Here is a 14,838-nt window from a genome sequence, read left to right on the forward strand (position 1 = left end):
CGCGCGCTCCCTGTCGGTCAGGGATGGTTCTGCCACAGGGGCGCGCGGGTGACCAGTACAGAAGGTGAACTATCCGCCGAACAGGCCGCCAAATACATCCGAAAAGCTGTTGAGCAGCGCCATGATGACCAGCACACCGAGGAAAGCGAAAAACGCAAAAGCAAAGAACTGAAACAGGATTGCGCCGATGCCGATTGCGATACCCGCAATGGCCGGGCGCAGTTTTTCGTGGCGCAGAATGCCTATGGCCGACAGGACAATGGCCAACCCACCCAAGAGGGCGACGCCGATTTGCAGATAGTCATCCAGGTCCCGTGAGGGCGTTACAGGCTCGGGTTGGTCCAGCCCGGCGGCCGAGCGCAGGGTGGATTTTCCAAGCTCGGCTGCAAGCTCTCCCAAAGACACGCCAGTCGATTGTTGCGGTGCGAATGGCCCGGCCCAGAACAGGAACAGGGCGCCCAACAGGGCCATCGCGGAAACACTAAAACCAATCCATCCGAAGACCGGTTGGTTGGTATTTTGGATACTGGCGTCCATCAACACACTTCCTCCATTGAGCCGGCGCAAAGCTATCGTCAGAACACGACATTAGTTGGGCAGGTTAGACCTTGCCTGATTGGTTTATCAAGCGGGACAAAGTGATCGAGTAAGGCAATGGCACCCAAGTGCCGAAGTCTTCATTCGCGGACCACAGCACCTCACCGGCCCAGACATGGCAGGTTCGCAGCGCGTTGAAACGCCCTTTGGCCTTAAAGCTGATTGTGGTCGGAAAACCCGGCACCCAGGAGGCCTGTAGATCGGCCCGCTGACCAGGGCGATTTCGATCGTATCATCGCCCTGCGCCCGATTTCCCGATCCGGCTAGAAGCATTCCGATAGCGGCGGCCAGAAAATAGCCAACAGCTCCAATGATCAGGGTGAGGTCAAACCTGCCCGCGGCTTTGCACATTCAGGCGCTGGCCTCGTGCCCTTTCAAGACATACTTGCAATCGCAATAGGGGCACTCGACCCAGCCGGTGTCTTCGGGGATCTGTAACCAAACACGTGGGTGGCCCAATGCACCTTCGCCGCCATCACAGGCGACACGAGAGGTTTCGACGATCTTGGTTTCCGGCGCTTCGATTGTCACGGCTGGCGATCCTTCACTGGTTGTCGGCCTCGCGGGCATGCATTAGGTGCGTTTATGAGCGATGAGCAAACCGGGGGCAAGAGCCACATGGACAATGCGGCAATCAGGATCGAAGGGCTGCGCAAGACCTATCGCGGCAGCAAGGGCCAGCCTGAAAAGCAGGCGCTGAAGGGCATCGACCTGACAATCCCGCGCGGTTCAGTCTTTGGATTGCTGGGGCCGAACGGGGCTGGGAAATCGACCCTGATCAACATTCTGGCCGGGTTGGTGGTGAAATCTGCAGGCCATGTGTCGATCTGGGGTCATGACCAAGACCGCAACCCGCGCCAATCTCGCGCTGCCATCGGCGTTATGCCGCAAGAGCTGAATCTGGACCCTTTCTTTACCCCGCGCGGTGCTTTGGAGGTTCAGGCTGGCCTATATGGTGTACCAAAGGCGCAGCGGCGCAGTGATGAAATCCTCGAACTGGTTGGCCTCAGCGACAAGGCCGAGGCCTATGCCCGCACCCTGTCCGGCGGTATGCGGCGCCGGTTGCTGTTGGCCAAGGCTTTGGTGCATAACCCCAAAGTGCTGGTTCTGGACGAACCCACGGCGGGCGTGGATATCGAGCTGCGCCAAATGCTCTGGGCCAACGTGCGCAAGCTGAACCAGCAGGGCATGACCATCATCCTGACGACGCATTACCTGGAAGAAGCACAGGAGATGTGCGACCAGATCGCCATCATCAACCATGGCGAAAAGATCGCACAGGACAGCACGGCAGACCTGCTGAGCCGCATGGATGGTCGGACGATGGTAATTATTCCGGATGGCCCCGTCACTGAACTGCCTGCGACCGAGGGAGTCGAGGCCACACTGCGCGACGATGGCAGCCTGGTGCTGCGCTATCGCAGTGCCCAGACCAGTGCCGAACAGGTTCTGGAATCCGTCAGGGCCGTGGGCATCCGTATCCGGGACGTTCGCACCGAAGAAGCGGATCTTGAGGATGTGTTCCTGGCCCTGACCTCGACCCGGGCGGGCGATGTCCCGGCAGCTGATCTTGATCAGCCGTGCCGGGGATTGCACCGGGTTAAGCTTTAGGCGCGGTCGATCCGCGCGTGATAGCAGTTATTCGACGCGGATCTGATGTGGATATAGGCGACATCCGCGCGGGCAAAGATACCCCCGGCAGCGTTTTGCAATTCCGCCTGCGGCGTAATGATCCCGGTGCCGTAAACAATCCTGTCGTCCGATCCGTACCCTTTAATCAGATAATTGGGTGAGGCGGTCAGCGCCTCGGGCAGGTTGGTGAGATCCTCATAGCGCTGACAATGCTCTACACAAAGGTAAATCGGCCCGGTTTCAGCAAAAGGTTGTGTCGCTGGAAAGGGCCGGTGGGCCAGCACCAGCATTTCCTTTCCCTTGGGAATATAGGTCAGGCAATGACGGCAGGGGTTTCCTTCCCCGTTCGATATCGCCCGTTCGGGCGGGTTGCCATAACCATCAGGCGCGCCTTGGCGATAGGCCTGAACCTGCGCGGTGGGGAGGGCAGATATTTTGTGCATGTTAGGTCTCCTTCTTTGTACAAAAGATGCCTGACCCGGCGAGGGGAACCGACCCGTTTCCTGCGCAAACGCTTCTTTGAGACAGCGCGACATATACGCGCCGTGGCTTGACAGCACGGGCTACAATCCGATCTGAACGGGGCGCAATTCAGTTTCGGAACGCCCATGTCCAAACCTACCCCTCCTGCCCGCCCAGGAATTCCTCCGAGGTTTCCCGCCACCGCTGAACAGATCATGTCGCAGGTGAGCGCATTCTACGCCCGCGTCCGGCAGGACGAGGCACTGGCGCCGGTCTTTGCAAACCATGTCAGCGACTGGCCCCCGCACGAGAACAAGATCGCCGCGTTCTGGCGCAACGCCATTCTGCATGAGCGTTGTTATGACGGAAATCCGCAGCGTATTCACATCGAAAGGCCCGATATCAGGCCCGAATTGTTCGATCATTGGCTGGACCTGTTCGAGGAGGTGGCCCATAGCACCCTGCCCGCAGAAACCGCGCTGCCCTGGGTGGCGCTGGCCCGGCGCATCGGCGTAGGGATGAAAGTGGGTGTACAATCCGCGCGCCAGCCAAAGGACGCGCCACCGATCCTGCGATGATCTCAGATCATGGCCGGTTGCCATGTTAGCGGTAAAATAAGGGCTATCAGACTCTGAAAAATGGGTTTATGCAACGGATGAACCCACCATTCCGCTGCCCAAGGCTAGACCGATGAGCACTCAAAACACCACCCTCAGGGGCCTTGGCTATGCGTTTCTGGGCTTTGCTGTCTTTGCCAGCCACGATGCGCTGATCAAGGTGCTGGGCGGAACCTATTCGGTGATGCAAATCATCTTTTTCGCCACGCTGTTTTCCTTTGTGCCGATGGCCGTGACAATCCTGACAGACCGCTCTACCGGCAACTTCCTTCCGCACCATCCCTGGCTGGTCCTGCTGCGGTCGGGGTTGATGGTCACAGGCATGTCCTGCGCATTTTATTCCTTTTCGGTCCTGCCTTTGGCCGAGGTATATTCACTCCTGTTCTCTTTCCCGCTGATCGTCACGGTCCTGTCGATCCCCATATTGGGCGAGGTGGTCCGCGCCCAGCGTTGGGCCGCGGTTGGCGTGGGCCTGATCGGCGTGTTGATCGTTCTGCGCCCGGGTACCACGGACATCACGCTAGGCCATCTGGCGGCGCTGACGGCCGCGTTCTGCAGCGCTTTCGCGTCAGTTTTGGTCCGTAAGATCGGCAATGAGGAACGCTCGGCCGTTCTGATCCTTTATCCGATGCTGCTGGCCATAGTGGTCATGAGCATCGCGCAACCGGCCGTTTATCAGCCTCCGTCCCTGTTGCATCTGGCCATGATGGCACTGGTCGGAGTGTTTTCTGTCATTGCCCAACACCTGATTATTCTGGCTTATCGTGCCGCGCCAGCGGGGGTCATCGCCCCCAGCCAATACAGCCAGATCATCTGGGCCACGATCTTTGGCATGGCGTTTTTCGGCGAAAAGCCAGACGGCTGGGTTGCCGTCGGCGCCAGCATCATCATCGCATCTGGTGTCTTCGTCGTCTGGCGCGAGAGCCGGTCGAACACCACCTCAGCCAACACCCCGGTTCTGCGGGTTCGTTCGCCCCGATCCGATACGGGGGCGACACGACCGGGGGAATGACCCCTGCCTTTATGGCTCTTTGCATCTGATCCTGAGACCACCATTTTCGCCGCTCTTTTCAAACCGGTCTATGGCGCGCACCAGATCGCTCAGCCTTTTGTGGCCATAAGAGCGGGAATCAAAATCCGGATACATCTTACCCAGCTGACTTCCGACAATCCCAAGGCTGGTCCAGCCGTCCGGATCATTGGTATTCTGAACGACATTGCGAATAAGCTGATAGGCATGGTTCAGCTCTTGCTTTGGCTTTGGGCTTTCGGACTTTTTGGCCTGTGGGTTATGTGCCGCTGGCTTCTCAATATTATCAATATAGATGAACCGGTTGCACGCTGCCACAAAGGCCTTGGGGGCTTTGCGTTCTCCTATTCCGAACACATCCAACCCCTGCTCGCGTATCCGACTGGCAAGTCGCGTGAAGTCGCTGTCTGACGAGACCAACACAAAGCCGCTGAACCGACCCGAATGCAGAATATCCATGGCATCAATGACCAAGGCAATGTCGCTGGAGTTCTTGCCGGATGTGTTGGCGAATTGCTGATGCGGAACGATGGCGTATTCGGCCAGAGATTTGGCCTCCCATCCCTGCGGTGATCCGTTCGAGAAATCCCCGTATATCCGCCTTAAACCAGCCTCACCGAGCGTGGCAATTTCTTCGAAAATCTCTGCTGCATGTTTTGCAGAGACATTGTCCGCATCGATCAGAACCGCCAGACGGTCTGTCCTTTCTGTCGTCACCTGAAATCCTCAACCTTAAATTTAATTCATGGTAAGGAATGTAAGACGCAAAAAGGGCGAGCAAAAGCCCGCCCTCGGAAACTATTTCGGTTTTCTCAGTAAACCACGACCGAGCGGATGCTTTCGCCCTTATGCATCAGGTCGAACCCATGGTTGATGTCGTCCAGGCCCATGGTGTGGGTGATCATCGGGTCGATCTCGATCTTACCTTCCATGTACCAGTCGACGATCTTGGGCACATCCGTGCGGCCACGGGCGCCGCCAAAGGCCGTACCGCGCCAGGAACGACCGGTGACCAGCTGGAACGGGCGGGTCGAGATCTCGGCCCCTGCAGGTGCCACGCCGATGATGATCGATTCACCCCAGCCCTTATGTGCAGATTCCAGCGCCGTGCGCATCACGCCGACATTGCCCGTTGCGTCAAAGGTGTAATCTGCACCGCCTTTGGTCAGGTTGACCAGATAGGGCACCAGATCGCCTTCAACTTCAGCCGGGTTGACGAAATCGGTCATACCGAACCGGGTGGCCATTTCCACCTTGGAGGGGTTCAGGTCGACGCCGACGATCTGGTCGGCGCCTGCCAATCGTAGACCTTGAATGACGTTCAGACCGATGCCACCCAGACCAAACACAATCGCACGGCTTCCGATTTCAACTTTGGCGGTGTTGATCACCGCGCCGATGCCGGTGGTCACGCCGCAACCGATATAGCAGATCTTGTCGAAAGGCGCGTCCGGGCGCACTTTGGCAAGCGCGATTTCCGGCAGGACCGTGTGGTTGGCAAAGGTCGAGCAGCCCATGTAATGCAGGATCGGATCACCATCCAGCGTCGAGAACCGCGAGGTGCCATCGGGCATCAACCCTTGGCCCTGCGTCGAACGGATCGCCTGACACAGGTTGGTTTTGGGATGCAGGCAGTATTCACATTCGCGACACTCGGGGGTGTAAAGCGGGATCACGTGATCGCCCGGCTTCAGGCTGGTCACGCCCGGGCCGACCTCGACCACCACACCTGCGCCTTCATGGCCCAGAATGGCGGGGAACAGGCCTTCGGGGTCTGCACCCGACAGGGTGAATTCGTCGGTGTGGCAAATGCCGGTCGCCTTGATCTCGACCAGAACCTCGCCCGCCTTGGGGCCTTCGAGGTTCACATCCATCACTTCCAAAGGTTTGCCGGCCTGCACGGCGACGGCGGCACGGGTGCGCATGATGTACTTCTCCCAGTCAAATTTGGCCTGACCCTGCGTTAAATACAGGGTTTTTTCAACTGCGCTTTGATGGCAGCAATGCTAAATATTTGATATTACAGAAACGACATTGCCAGAAAGAGGAGCGCCAATGCGCCGTTTGACCCCTGTTTTGATTTTGCTGGTCGCATGTACGGAGTCGCCCGCTCCTGAGGACGCGCCACTGCCACTTGAACCCACCCCGGTAGATTTGGCCTTTTGCAAAGGAGAGCCATTTGCCGATGCGATTGGCAAGCCAGTATCGACCATTCAGTCGCAATTACCCGAACGGTCGCGCGTTTTAGGCCCAGATGACATCGCCACACAGGATTATCGCATCGACCGGTTGAACGTCTTTGTCGACGGCTCGGGGATCATACAGAACCTGACCTGCGGTTAAGCCTGGCAGAAGCTCAAAACCCCAATGTTAGGGCCTATCTTCCGCGATATATCACCCAATCCGGCAAATAGCCCACAAGGCGGATCAGCCATGAAAACGGCGCTGGGAAGTCTGTGCGGAATCTGTGGCGGGACATTGCCCGAACCACATGCTGGGCCGCGCCCTGAGGCGTCATCAGCATCGGCATCCTGAAACTGTTCTTTTCGGTCAGGCGAGTCTTGATGAAGCCGGGATTTACGATCCGAACCGTGACGCCCGAACCCGTCAGATCATGCCGCATGGTTTCTGCCAGTGAAATCAAAGCCGCCTTGCTGGCACCATACCCGACTGCAGATGGCAGGCCATGATAGCCGGACAGCGACCCGATCAGCGTGATCTCCCCCTGCCCGGCCTTAACAAACCCAGGAAGTATTTCGCCCAGAACCCGCAAAGCGCCCTGAAAATTCACATCGGACATCCGAAGAGCGGCCTTGGTGTTCCACTCGGTGCTGCGCATCGGGTCATAAGCCCCGGCATTATAGATAAGGCCATCCACTTTTCCGGCAGCGGAAGCGGCACGTCGAACAGAATCTAAATCAGAGACATCGCAACGAATGGCTTTTGAATTTGGCAGAATGCTGCAGATTTCATCCAGGCGTTTCGCGTTTCGCGCCGACAGGATCACCCGGGCGCCGCGATTGCTTAGAGCTTGCGCCAATGCACGACCCAGACCTTCGCTTGCGCCAACTATCCAATAAGTTTTCCCGTCAAAGCTGTTCATGCCGACCATTTCTGAATTGTGTTATTGCAATACGGTTACACGGCCAGTTTGGATCACCTTCGGTTGCTCGCGGTGAGGCCGCTAAATTGCAGCCGCACCCGAAAAACCCCTGTCTTGAATGATCCAATCCTGCTCCTACTGCGTATTCTTTATCAAAACGTCACGTAACGAGGCTATCATGTTCGACGAAACCCAAAGGGGCAGGAAAAAAATCGCCATAGTTGGCGCAGGCATTTCAGGCCTTTCAGCAGCTTATTATCTTTCCGAAAACAATGACGTGACACTCTTTGAGGCTGAACCCAGGCTTGGCGGGCATGCCCGCACGGTCACGGCGGGCAAAAATGGCGATCAACCCGTCGATACCGGTTTTATCGTCTTCAACTATGCCACCTACCCTTACCTGACACGGTTGTTCGATACGCTGAACGTGCCTGTCGAAAAATCCGAGATGAGCTTTGGTGCGACCATCGACAACGGGCGCATCGAATACGGGCTGAACAACCTGCGCACTCTTACGGCGCAGAAACGCAACCTTGCGCGGCCGGCCTATTACAAGATGATCGCCGACATCCTGCGTTTTGGCAGAGAGGCCCCGGACGCAGCCAAGGACGATGACACAACCATCGGAGAGCTGGTTGATCAGTTGCAGTTGGGGCACTGGTTTCGGCACAATTACCTGATGCCCATGTGCGGTGCGATCTGGTCGACCCCAGTTGAATTTGTGGATCAATTCCCAGCGCGGTCGCTCGTGCAGTTCTTTCGCAATCACGCTCTGCTGGCCAATGGCCGCGCCAATCAGCACCAATGGTACACGGTAAAGGGTGGCAGCATTGAATATGTCCGCCGGATTGACGCCACCCTGCGTGCCCGCGGGGCCGAAATACGTCTGGCCAGCCCCGTTCAGAGGGTTCAGCGCAATGAGATAGGCGTGACCGTTCACAGCCAAGGCCAGTCGGATCAGTATGATGAGATCATTCTGGCCACCCACTCGGATCAATCCCTTGCCATTCTGGGCCAGGATGCCACCCCAGCCGAAGCAGCCGCGCTTGGCGCGATCCGGTATCAGCCCAACACGGCCATCCTGCATTGCGATCCGTCGCAGATGCCCAAACGCCGGGCCTGCTGGTCCAGCTGGACCTATCGCTCGCAGGCCGGGAATGTCGGGGTGACCTATTGGATGAACAGGCTGCAGAATATTCCCGACAGTGACCCGCTGTTTGTGACGCTGAACGCCTCATCCGAGATCGCCGCCGACAAGATCTATGATCAGGTCGAATTCGCCCATCCGGTTTTTGACAAGGCCGCACTTAGGGCACAGGGGCAAATCCGCGAGATGCAGGGACAGAACCGCACCTGGTTTGCGGGCGCCTATAACCGGCACGGGTTTCACGAAGACGGGATTGCCAGCGCCATGCATGTCGTCGAGCGGATCGCTGGCGGCCCGCAAACCATCGGAGCAGACAATGGCACCCCCGAACAGATCGCGGCCATCCCTGTTGCGGCCGATCTCTGAGCTGATGCGCCCGGCCATTCTGGCGCTGGCGATGGTGCTGCCCTGCGGTTTAGCGGCGTCACCTTTGGCTGAACGGTTGGACGATCCAAAAGTCCTGGGCAGCTCTACGTTCCGGTTCCTGGGTTTGCCGGTTTACGATGCCAGGCTTTATACGCCCGGCGGCGCACCGTTTGACTGGAATCAAGAGTTCGGACTGAAACTGACATACCGCAAATCCATCGCGCAGAAGGCTCTGATCAAGTCGACGCTTGACGAAATGGTGCGACAGGGCAACCCGCCTCCAACCGCCGATCAGTTGCAGGCCTGTTTTCAGGCCGTCAGCAAAGGCGACAGCTATTTGGCAATCTCGGAGGGGCCGGACAAGATCGGGTTCTGGCGCAATGGCAGCAGAACCTGCACCTTGTCGAGCCCGGGCATCACGCGCGCATTCATGTCGATCTTTCTTGGCAGCAACACTAGATCGGCCAACTTTACCCGGCAGTTGAAGGGTCAGTGATGCTGTATCCCCGGGTCAGTCTCTATGCGTTGATGCTCGCCGCTGCAGGCATCCCGCTTTACATTCACCTCCCGCGTTTTGCGGCGGTCAATCTGGGCATTGGCCTTGGGGTGATCGGCGCCGTCCTGTTGCTGATCCGTTTGGTTGACCTTGTGCAGGATCCCCTGATTGGCTGGGCGATTGACCGGTGGCCTGGTGGCCAGCTTTTGTTTGCTGCCCTCGCCGCACTTGGGCTGGCCGTTGGCTTCCCGCTGCTGTTCACTCTGTCTGAGGGCGCGTCCGTTGCCAGTTTGGTGGCCATCCTTATCCTGCTGTTTTCAGCCTACAGCCTGGGAACCATCCTGCTCTATGGCCGCAGCGCCACGTTGGCCAAAACGCCCACCCCGTCCGAGCTGATGACACTCGCCGCCTATCGCGAAGGCGGACAGCTAACCGGCGTGATACTCGCCGCAAGTGCCCCCGCGCTGTTTGTTGCCTTTGGCGCGCAGGCGCAGGGCTATCCTGCGTTCGGGCTGTTTTTGGGCCTCATCGCCATTCTGACCTTTGTCCTGACGGCCCCGATCTGGCGACGCGCGCCGATCACCGGACAGGCCCTGACCCTTGCAGGGCTGGGCGATGCCGGAGCCTTACGCCTGCTGGTTCTGGCGCTGATCAACAGCTTGCCGGTCGCCATCACCTCGACTCTGTTTCTGTTTTTTGTCGAAGACCGGCTGCAACTGCCAGGCATGGCAGGACCGCTGTTGATCTTGTTCTTCCTCAGCGCGGGGGCAAGCGTGCCCCTTTGGGCGCGGCTCAGCAATCGGATTGGCCCGAAACAGACCCTAATGATCGCCATGCCGCTGTCGATTGCGGCCTTTGTCAGCGCCGCGACGCTGTCAACCGGCAGCCTAGCCGGGTTCGCCCTGATCTGCATTGCATCGGGCGCCGCACTTGGGGCGGATATGGTGGTGCTGCCGGCCATGTTCTCGGTCGCTCTGACACGCGCAGGTCTGAACGCATCCGCCGCATTCGGCATCTGGTCATTCGCGGGCAAGCTGGGGCTGGCCCTGGCGGCCTTTTTCACCCTTCCATTGCTGGAACGCAGCGGATTCACTCCGGGACAGGCAAATTCAGCCGAGGCGCTGCGAACGCTCAACCTCGCCTATGCCATTTTGCCCTGCATCCTGAAACTCGGCGCGTTTGGAATGGTCCTGACGCTGCCAACTGAGGTCTCAGCCAAATGAAACTACTTGCTATAGCCCTGCTCATCATCTTCGCCCTGTCCATCGCAAAAGGGCGCTATCTCAGCTTTCGGGCCCAATCGCCTGAGGATTACAGCGGCACCGGCCCCGCGTTTAAGATGACGGAAAACCTGAACGGGGAGATCCTGTCCGAAGGGCTGATCTATGGCCCCGACGGTAAGATGTCGAACAGCTTTGTCGCCCGTATGGTCGGGGAATGGGACGGCAACACAGGCACTCTGACCGAGAATTTCACCTATTCCAACGGCAAGAAGATGGCCCGCAAATGGTATCTGACTCTGGGCACAGGAAACACATTCATCGCGACAGCAGATGACATCGTGGGCGAAGGGCGCGGCACGGTCTCGGGCTCGACCGTAAAGCTGACCTACAAGATCATCCTGCCCGAGGACGCAGGGGGACACACGCTGGACGTAACCGACTGGATGTACCTGACGGAAAGTGGCGTGATCATGAACCGGTCCGAGATGCGAAAGTTCGGCATCAAAGTCGCCGAGCTGATAGCAACCATGCGCCCGGCGCCCTCCACCAAATCGACCTATCTGGACCGGGCGAATGGCCATGACACCGCCGCTGAAACACGGGTGCTGCAATGAAACCACGTCGTCTTGTCATCGCGGGCCTTGCTGTTCTGGGGCTGACCGTTCTGGCTGCCTGCTCCGCGAAACCCCGAACCCCCAAGACCTTTTTGTCCGATCGGCAGTTGAACCTGGAAGAGTTCTTTGAGGGTCAGACTGTGGCCTATGGTCAATTTCAGGATGTTCTGGGCAATGTGCCACGCCGGTTCACTGTTGATATCAATGGTACATGGGATGGCGAGACGCTGACCCTGATCGAGGATTTCGTTTATGACGACGGCGCAACCGAGCAGCGCGTCTGGACCCTGACCAAAACCGGCGAGGATACCTGGACCGGCACAGCCCCCGGCGTGCTGGGCACCGCCAGCGGGATCGAGCGTGGCGATACCTTCAACTGGATCTACAAGATCGACCTGCCCGTCAAGGATGGGACCATGCGGGTCGATTTCGATGACTGGATGTGGCTGCTGAGCGATGACCGGCTGCTGAACCGGGCCTATGTCTCGCGCTATGGCATCCGGCTGGGTGAAGTCATTTTGTTCTTTGAAAAGAAATAGTCAGACAGAAAAAGGGCGGACCCGAAGGCCCGCCCTTAGATCAATATGGTTCAGATCAGCTTAGAAGTTGAACTGAGCACCAAAGTCGGCACGGATCTTGCCGTCGTCATCGCCGTCTTTGATCTCGCCAACTGCACCACGCAGCGATACACCGCCGCCCAGGTCATAGATGGCGCCAACACCGATGTTGCGGGTGTCGTCGTCAGCCGAACCGTCACCGTAAACCAGCTGCAGCGTGGTTGCCGCACCCAGATCATAGGCGACCGAGAAACCATAAGCGGTGCCGTCTTCGGCGTCGTTGTTGACGTCATCGTCAGCCACGAACAGGGTGCCGTAGAAATCGCCCAGTTCTGCACCCAGGGTCAGAACAGTCAGGCTTTCCTTGTCAACGCCTGCGCCTTCATCAGTTTCACCATATGCCAGCGAGGCGGTGAAGTTGTTGAAGGTGTAAGTTGCGCTTACGTCCCAGCGATCACGGTCGTCAGTGATGCCTGCGCCCAGGAATTTCGTGTCCTGGTCATAGGATGCCGAGAATGCCAGATCGCCAACGGTGTAGCGGAAGAACACAGCATTCGCGCCCGTGCCGGTTGAGCTGTATTCTAGGAAGGAATAGTTCACGCCCGAATACTGACCCAGGAATTCTTCCAGGCCCGGCTCGGTACCGAAGTAGTCATCCAGGTTGTCGAACGAACCCGAAACGTTACCGGCGTCAACACGCAGGCCGCCATAGATAACCGAGAAACGGGCGCCATTCAGGCCAGCTTCGTTCTGCTCGCCGGTGCTTGAATCGTCATCCGCCTGCAGACGAACACGGCCCTGGAATTCAACGCCGCCATCTGTTTCGGCACTGGCGTCGATGTTCAGACGAAAACGCGACACCAAAATGGTATCGTCGGTCGAGGCGTTGTTCGAATTGACCGCACCAGACGCGGTCGTTGTGGTGGTGGTTGCTGAACGGTCTTCTTCATAGCCCAGACCAAAGCGGCCATAGCCGCTGAATTTGACTTCCGCGGCAGCAACACTGGCGGTTGCAATCAGCGCGGTCGATGCGATGAGTACGTTTTTCATGGTTAATCCATAAGTTTTGAGAGGAGTAGTGCCACCGAAGCGGCGGCTAAATTCGTCGAATAATTTCAACATGGGCACAATAGCGAGACGGGATTTTCCACGCCCTCTGCCTGCAACGGTGTTGCCACTTTGCACCGGGCAAAAAGGCCGCAGGGCGTAGATATTCAAGCTTTTCGAGCACTTTGTTCGCTCATTGGAAACGTTACAAAAATTTGAACGCAAAAAAGCCAGACCACCTCTTTAAACCGGGAATTATTGACAGGTCGCATGATTCAGGGATTCTCGGTCCCTACCCCTGTTGTGACTGCAGCCCAATTTCAGGTGAGTCGCAATCTGAGAGTCCGCATTCCGGGAATTGCCACGCCCAAGAGCACGCCCAGTCACACAGCATAATGCCCAGCCGCGCTTCGGGTCGGATGCGATCCTGCTACGGCACCATATGCTAGTTGCTGTTATAGAAAAATGACAGGCTGCGGCTGACACCGCCAGGGGGCAACGGGAAAGGTGACGCCGCACGAACCTGCGCCTTGGCAGCGCGGTCGACTTCGGGGGATCCAGAGCTGTCGACCACATCGACAAAGGCCAAGGTGCCATCCGGGTTGATCTGAAAAAAGACTTGAGCGAAACCGCGTGCCGAAACATAGACCAAAGGCGCCCGGTTCAGATGCATGAGCACACGGCCAGCATAGTTGGTTTTGGTGGAATTGCCTGGCCCCCTTCCCCCTGAACCTGCACTGGTGTTGCCGCGTGTGAACGGGTCAATTCCCGCGCGTTTGTACTGCGACAGCGGGGATTCGACTTCTTTCTCAGGGAACCGCAGATCACTGAAATCGTTGGAGCCCGGCAAGACGCCCTGCGGTTTGGAACTAGGCCGTTGATCCGGTAGCTTCGGACGCACCGAAGAGGTCAGTGCCGTCTCTGTCTCTTCCTCCGCCTCAGGTTCGGGTTCGGGCTCGACAAGTGGGATATCGACGTCGGGAATGTCAGCTATCAGCGGTATGTCGGGAACCGGCGATGGCTCGGGCGTGGGAACTTCAGCCGGGGCCGGGTCAACCGCTGCCTGTTCTTCGGCTTGCACCGGGCTGGCCTCGGGCACTCCTTCGGGTGTTTCGGCCTGCTCACTGGGTTCGGCCTGAGGCGTGGAATCTTCGTCCTGGCTGGCGGCTTCATTTGCGTCCGAAGGTGTCTCAGACGTGGTTTCCGACGGCTCAACCGTTTCCGTCACCACCGGGCGCACGATTTCGGACTTGCCCAGATCGGGTGAAGGGACCTGCTGAGGGTTATCAGAGGCGACCAATGCTTCGCTGACCGGCACTTCTTCGGGTTCCGGTTCGGGCGCCAGCGGCTCTTCCGGTTCCAGTTCGGATTCGGGGGCAGGCTCGGGCTCAACCGGGTCCGCAACGACATCGGCAATCTCTTCGAACTCATTGCCCAGCGCGATGGCATCGGCCGGGCCTGCAGGTTCCGTGGTTTCAGTCAGACGGGGCGCCGTCACGCTCAACCCGACTAAGTGAATTAACAGGGACATCAGGACCGCAATAGCCGCAATGACAACCGAGCGTCTGATCATTCCAGCGCCTTTTCGGTCACTACAAAGACCGACGTCGCCCCCAACCGCCGCAGAGTCCCCGTCACCTCAATCAGGCGGTGGCCCGGTGCTTCACGGTCGGGCACGATGCGCACCGGCGCGGGTTCGCGACCGGCCATATAAACTTCGGGGGTCATCGGGCGGCCCCGAAAGCTGAGCAATCCGTTCTTGTGCAGAACCAATGCGTCGGGAGGCTCACTGCCATCCAGTTCTGACGTATCCACAAGTTGCAGATCCGGATCCAGCGGCGGCGCTATCGTTCCGGTGATCAAAAAGAAGATCAGCATCAGAAACACGACATTGATCAAAGCAATGGTCGAATCGCGTTTGCGGCGGGGTCGAAGATTGCGGATCAT

Annotated in this window: 19 protein-coding genes; 9 read left to right on the plus strand and 10 right to left on the minus strand. The window is 58.1% G+C overall.

Annotated features, from left to right (window positions below):
- Positions 1-69 precede the first annotated feature (69 nt).
- From AC2FGB_RS16120 to AC2FGB_RS16130, 3 genes are all read right to left on the minus strand, one after another.
- On the minus strand, positions 70-537 hold the full coding sequence (locus tag AC2FGB_RS16120) for a hypothetical protein (protein WP_496694306.1): 468 nt from the start codon (positions 535-537) through the stop codon (positions 70-72).
- A 64-nt stretch (positions 538-601) separates the two neighbouring features.
- Complete coding sequence (locus AC2FGB_RS16125; RefSeq protein ID WP_496694305.1) at positions 602-781, minus strand: hypothetical protein; 180 nt, start codon at positions 779-781, stop codon at positions 602-604.
- Between the two features lie 167 nt (positions 782-948).
- Positions 949-1,128 carry a zinc-finger domain-containing protein gene (locus AC2FGB_RS16130; protein ID WP_480511200.1) on the minus strand — a complete coding sequence of 60 codons (180 nt, stop codon included), beginning with the start codon at positions 1,126-1,128 and terminating at the stop codon, positions 949-951.
- A gap of 87 nt (positions 1,129-1,215) precedes the next feature.
- Here AC2FGB_RS16130 and AC2FGB_RS16135 point away from each other — a divergent pair, with 87 nt between their 5' ends.
- Positions 1,216-2,208: an ABC transporter ATP-binding protein gene (locus tag AC2FGB_RS16135; RefSeq protein WP_496694337.1), complete on the plus strand. Its 993-nt coding sequence runs from the start codon at positions 1,216-1,218 to the stop codon at positions 2,206-2,208.
- Here the strand turns inward: AC2FGB_RS16135 and AC2FGB_RS16140 are convergent.
- On the minus strand, positions 2,205-2,672 hold the full coding sequence (locus AC2FGB_RS16140; protein WP_496694304.1) for a DUF1203 domain-containing protein: 468 nt from the start codon (positions 2,670-2,672) through the stop codon (positions 2,205-2,207). The two genes, AC2FGB_RS16135 and AC2FGB_RS16140, sit on opposite strands and share 4 nt — an antisense overlap.
- Positions 2,673-2,837: 165 nt before the next feature.
- Here AC2FGB_RS16140 and AC2FGB_RS16145 point away from each other — a divergent pair, with 165 nt between their 5' ends.
- On the plus strand, positions 2,838-3,269 hold the full coding sequence (locus tag AC2FGB_RS16145; protein ID WP_281995734.1) for a group III truncated hemoglobin: 432 nt from the start codon (positions 2,838-2,840) through the stop codon (positions 3,267-3,269).
- Between the two features lie 112 nt (positions 3,270-3,381).
- Entirely contained in the window at positions 3,382-4,320 is a 939-nt protein-coding gene (locus AC2FGB_RS16150; protein ID WP_496690284.1) for a DMT family transporter, read from the plus strand.
- Positions 4,321-4,329: 9 nt separating this feature from the next.
- Here the strand turns inward: AC2FGB_RS16150 and AC2FGB_RS16155 are convergent, their stop codons facing one another.
- Complete coding sequence (locus AC2FGB_RS16155) at positions 4,330-5,055, minus strand: NYN domain-containing protein (RefSeq protein ID WP_496694303.1); 726 nt, start codon at positions 5,053-5,055, stop codon at positions 4,330-4,332.
- Between the two features lie 95 nt (positions 5,056-5,150).
- Positions 5,151-6,263: an S-(hydroxymethyl)glutathione dehydrogenase/class III alcohol dehydrogenase gene (locus tag AC2FGB_RS16160; protein ID WP_496694302.1), complete on the minus strand. Its 1,113-nt coding sequence runs from the start codon at positions 6,261-6,263 to the stop codon at positions 5,151-5,153.
- A 130-nt stretch (positions 6,264-6,393) separates the two neighbouring features.
- Between AC2FGB_RS16160 and AC2FGB_RS16165 the strand changes: the two genes are divergently transcribed.
- Complete coding sequence (locus AC2FGB_RS16165; protein WP_496694301.1) at positions 6,394-6,681, plus strand: I78 family peptidase inhibitor; 288 nt, start codon at positions 6,394-6,396, stop codon at positions 6,679-6,681.
- Between the two features lie 34 nt (positions 6,682-6,715).
- Here the strand turns inward: AC2FGB_RS16165 and AC2FGB_RS16170 are convergent, their stop codons facing one another.
- Positions 6,716-7,441 carry an SDR family NAD(P)-dependent oxidoreductase gene (locus AC2FGB_RS16170; protein ID WP_496694300.1) on the minus strand — a complete coding sequence of 242 codons (726 nt, stop codon included), beginning with the start codon at positions 7,439-7,441 and terminating at the stop codon, positions 6,716-6,718.
- 178 nt (positions 7,442-7,619) lie between these two features.
- Here AC2FGB_RS16170 and AC2FGB_RS16175 point away from each other — a divergent pair, with 178 nt between their 5' ends.
- Genes AC2FGB_RS16175 through AC2FGB_RS16195 form a run of 5 tightly spaced genes read left to right on the plus strand, consistent with a single transcriptional unit; the run spans position 7,620 to position 11,826 of the window.
- Positions 7,620-8,954, plus strand: a complete 1,335-nt coding sequence (locus AC2FGB_RS16175) for an NAD(P)/FAD-dependent oxidoreductase (protein ID WP_496694299.1) — start codon at positions 7,620-7,622, stop codon at positions 8,952-8,954.
- Positions 8,905-9,450 (plus strand): hypothetical protein, encoded by a 546-nt coding sequence (locus AC2FGB_RS16180; RefSeq protein ID WP_496694298.1) that lies wholly within the window; start codon positions 8,905-8,907, stop codon positions 9,448-9,450. The genes AC2FGB_RS16175 and AC2FGB_RS16180 overlap by 50 nt, the downstream gene beginning before the upstream one ends.
- A complete protein-coding gene (locus AC2FGB_RS16185) occupies positions 9,450-10,673 on the plus strand; it encodes an MFS transporter (protein ID WP_142638528.1) in 1,224 nt (407 codons plus the stop codon). The genes AC2FGB_RS16180 and AC2FGB_RS16185 overlap by 1 nt, the downstream gene beginning before the upstream one ends.
- On the plus strand, positions 10,670-11,287 hold the full coding sequence (locus AC2FGB_RS16190) for a DUF3833 domain-containing protein (RefSeq protein ID WP_281995739.1): 618 nt from the start codon (positions 10,670-10,672) through the stop codon (positions 11,285-11,287). Before AC2FGB_RS16185 ends, AC2FGB_RS16190 begins: the two co-directional genes overlap by 4 nt.
- Entirely contained in the window at positions 11,284-11,826 is a 543-nt protein-coding gene (locus tag AC2FGB_RS16195) for a DUF3833 domain-containing protein (protein WP_496694297.1), read from the plus strand. The genes AC2FGB_RS16190 and AC2FGB_RS16195 overlap by 4 nt, the downstream gene beginning before the upstream one ends.
- Before the next feature lie 60 nt (positions 11,827-11,886).
- Here the strand turns inward: AC2FGB_RS16195 and AC2FGB_RS16200 are convergent, their stop codons facing one another.
- The 3 genes from AC2FGB_RS16200 to AC2FGB_RS16210 form a co-directional block, all read right to left on the minus strand.
- Entirely contained in the window at positions 11,887-12,894 is a 1,008-nt protein-coding gene (locus AC2FGB_RS16200) for a porin (RefSeq protein WP_142638522.1), read from the minus strand.
- Positions 12,895-13,336: 442 nt separating this feature from the next.
- Positions 13,337-14,464 (minus strand): energy transducer TonB family protein, encoded by a 1,128-nt coding sequence (locus AC2FGB_RS16205; protein WP_496694296.1) that lies wholly within the window; start codon positions 14,462-14,464, stop codon positions 13,337-13,339.
- Positions 14,461-14,838: an ExbD/TolR family protein gene (locus tag AC2FGB_RS16210; RefSeq protein WP_496694295.1), complete on the minus strand. Its 378-nt coding sequence runs from the start codon at positions 14,836-14,838 to the stop codon at positions 14,461-14,463. Before AC2FGB_RS16210 ends, AC2FGB_RS16205 begins: the two co-directional genes overlap by 4 nt.

It is taken from the genome of Ruegeria sp. CDSC021, from assembly GCF_059610845.1.

Excerpts from the sequence above, each read along its gene's own strand:
- AC2FGB_RS16180 (WP_496694298.1), top strand. The coding sequence starts at position 8,905 with ATGGCACCCCCGAACAGATCGCGGCCATCCCTGTTGCGGCCGATCTCT.
- AC2FGB_RS16205 (WP_496694296.1), bottom strand. The coding sequence starts at position 14,464 with ATGATCAGACGCTCGGTTGTCATTGCGGCTATTGCGGTCCTGATGTCC.
- AC2FGB_RS16150 (WP_496690284.1), top strand. The coding sequence starts at position 3,382 with ATGAGCACTCAAAACACCACCCTCAGGGGCCTTGGCTATGCGTTTCTG.
- AC2FGB_RS16135 (WP_496694337.1), top strand. The coding sequence starts at position 1,216 with ATGGACAATGCGGCAATCAGGATCGAAGGGCTGCGCAAGACCTATCGC.
- AC2FGB_RS16160 (WP_496694302.1), bottom strand. The coding sequence starts at position 6,263 with ATGCGCACCCGTGCCGCCGTCGCCGTGCAGGCCGGCAAACCTTTGGAA.
- AC2FGB_RS16185 (WP_142638528.1), top strand. The coding sequence starts at position 9,450 with ATGCTGTATCCCCGGGTCAGTCTCTATGCGTTGATGCTCGCCGCTGCA.
- AC2FGB_RS16120 (WP_496694306.1), bottom strand. The coding sequence starts at position 537 with ATGGACGCCAGTATCCAAAATACCAACCAACCGGTCTTCGGATGGATT.
- AC2FGB_RS16200 (WP_142638522.1), bottom strand. The coding sequence starts at position 12,894 with ATGAAAAACGTACTCATCGCATCGACCGCGCTGATTGCAACCGCCAGT.
- AC2FGB_RS16190 (WP_281995739.1), top strand. The coding sequence starts at position 10,670 with ATGAAACTACTTGCTATAGCCCTGCTCATCATCTTCGCCCTGTCCATC.
- AC2FGB_RS16170 (WP_496694300.1), bottom strand. The coding sequence starts at position 7,441 with ATGAACAGCTTTGACGGGAAAACTTATTGGATAGTTGGCGCAAGCGAA.
- AC2FGB_RS16165 (WP_496694301.1), top strand. The coding sequence starts at position 6,394 with ATGCGCCGTTTGACCCCTGTTTTGATTTTGCTGGTCGCATGTACGGAG.
- AC2FGB_RS16175 (WP_496694299.1), top strand. The coding sequence starts at position 7,620 with ATGTTCGACGAAACCCAAAGGGGCAGGAAAAAAATCGCCATAGTTGGC.
- AC2FGB_RS16140 (WP_496694304.1), bottom strand. The coding sequence starts at position 2,672 with ATGCACAAAATATCTGCCCTCCCCACCGCGCAGGTTCAGGCCTATCGC.
- AC2FGB_RS16145 (WP_281995734.1), top strand. The coding sequence starts at position 2,838 with ATGTCCAAACCTACCCCTCCTGCCCGCCCAGGAATTCCTCCGAGGTTT.
- AC2FGB_RS16210 (WP_496694295.1), bottom strand. The coding sequence starts at position 14,838 with ATGATCCGCAATCTTCGACCCCGCCGCAAACGCGATTCGACCATTGCT.
- AC2FGB_RS16195 (WP_496694297.1), top strand. The coding sequence starts at position 11,284 with ATGAAACCACGTCGTCTTGTCATCGCGGGCCTTGCTGTTCTGGGGCTG.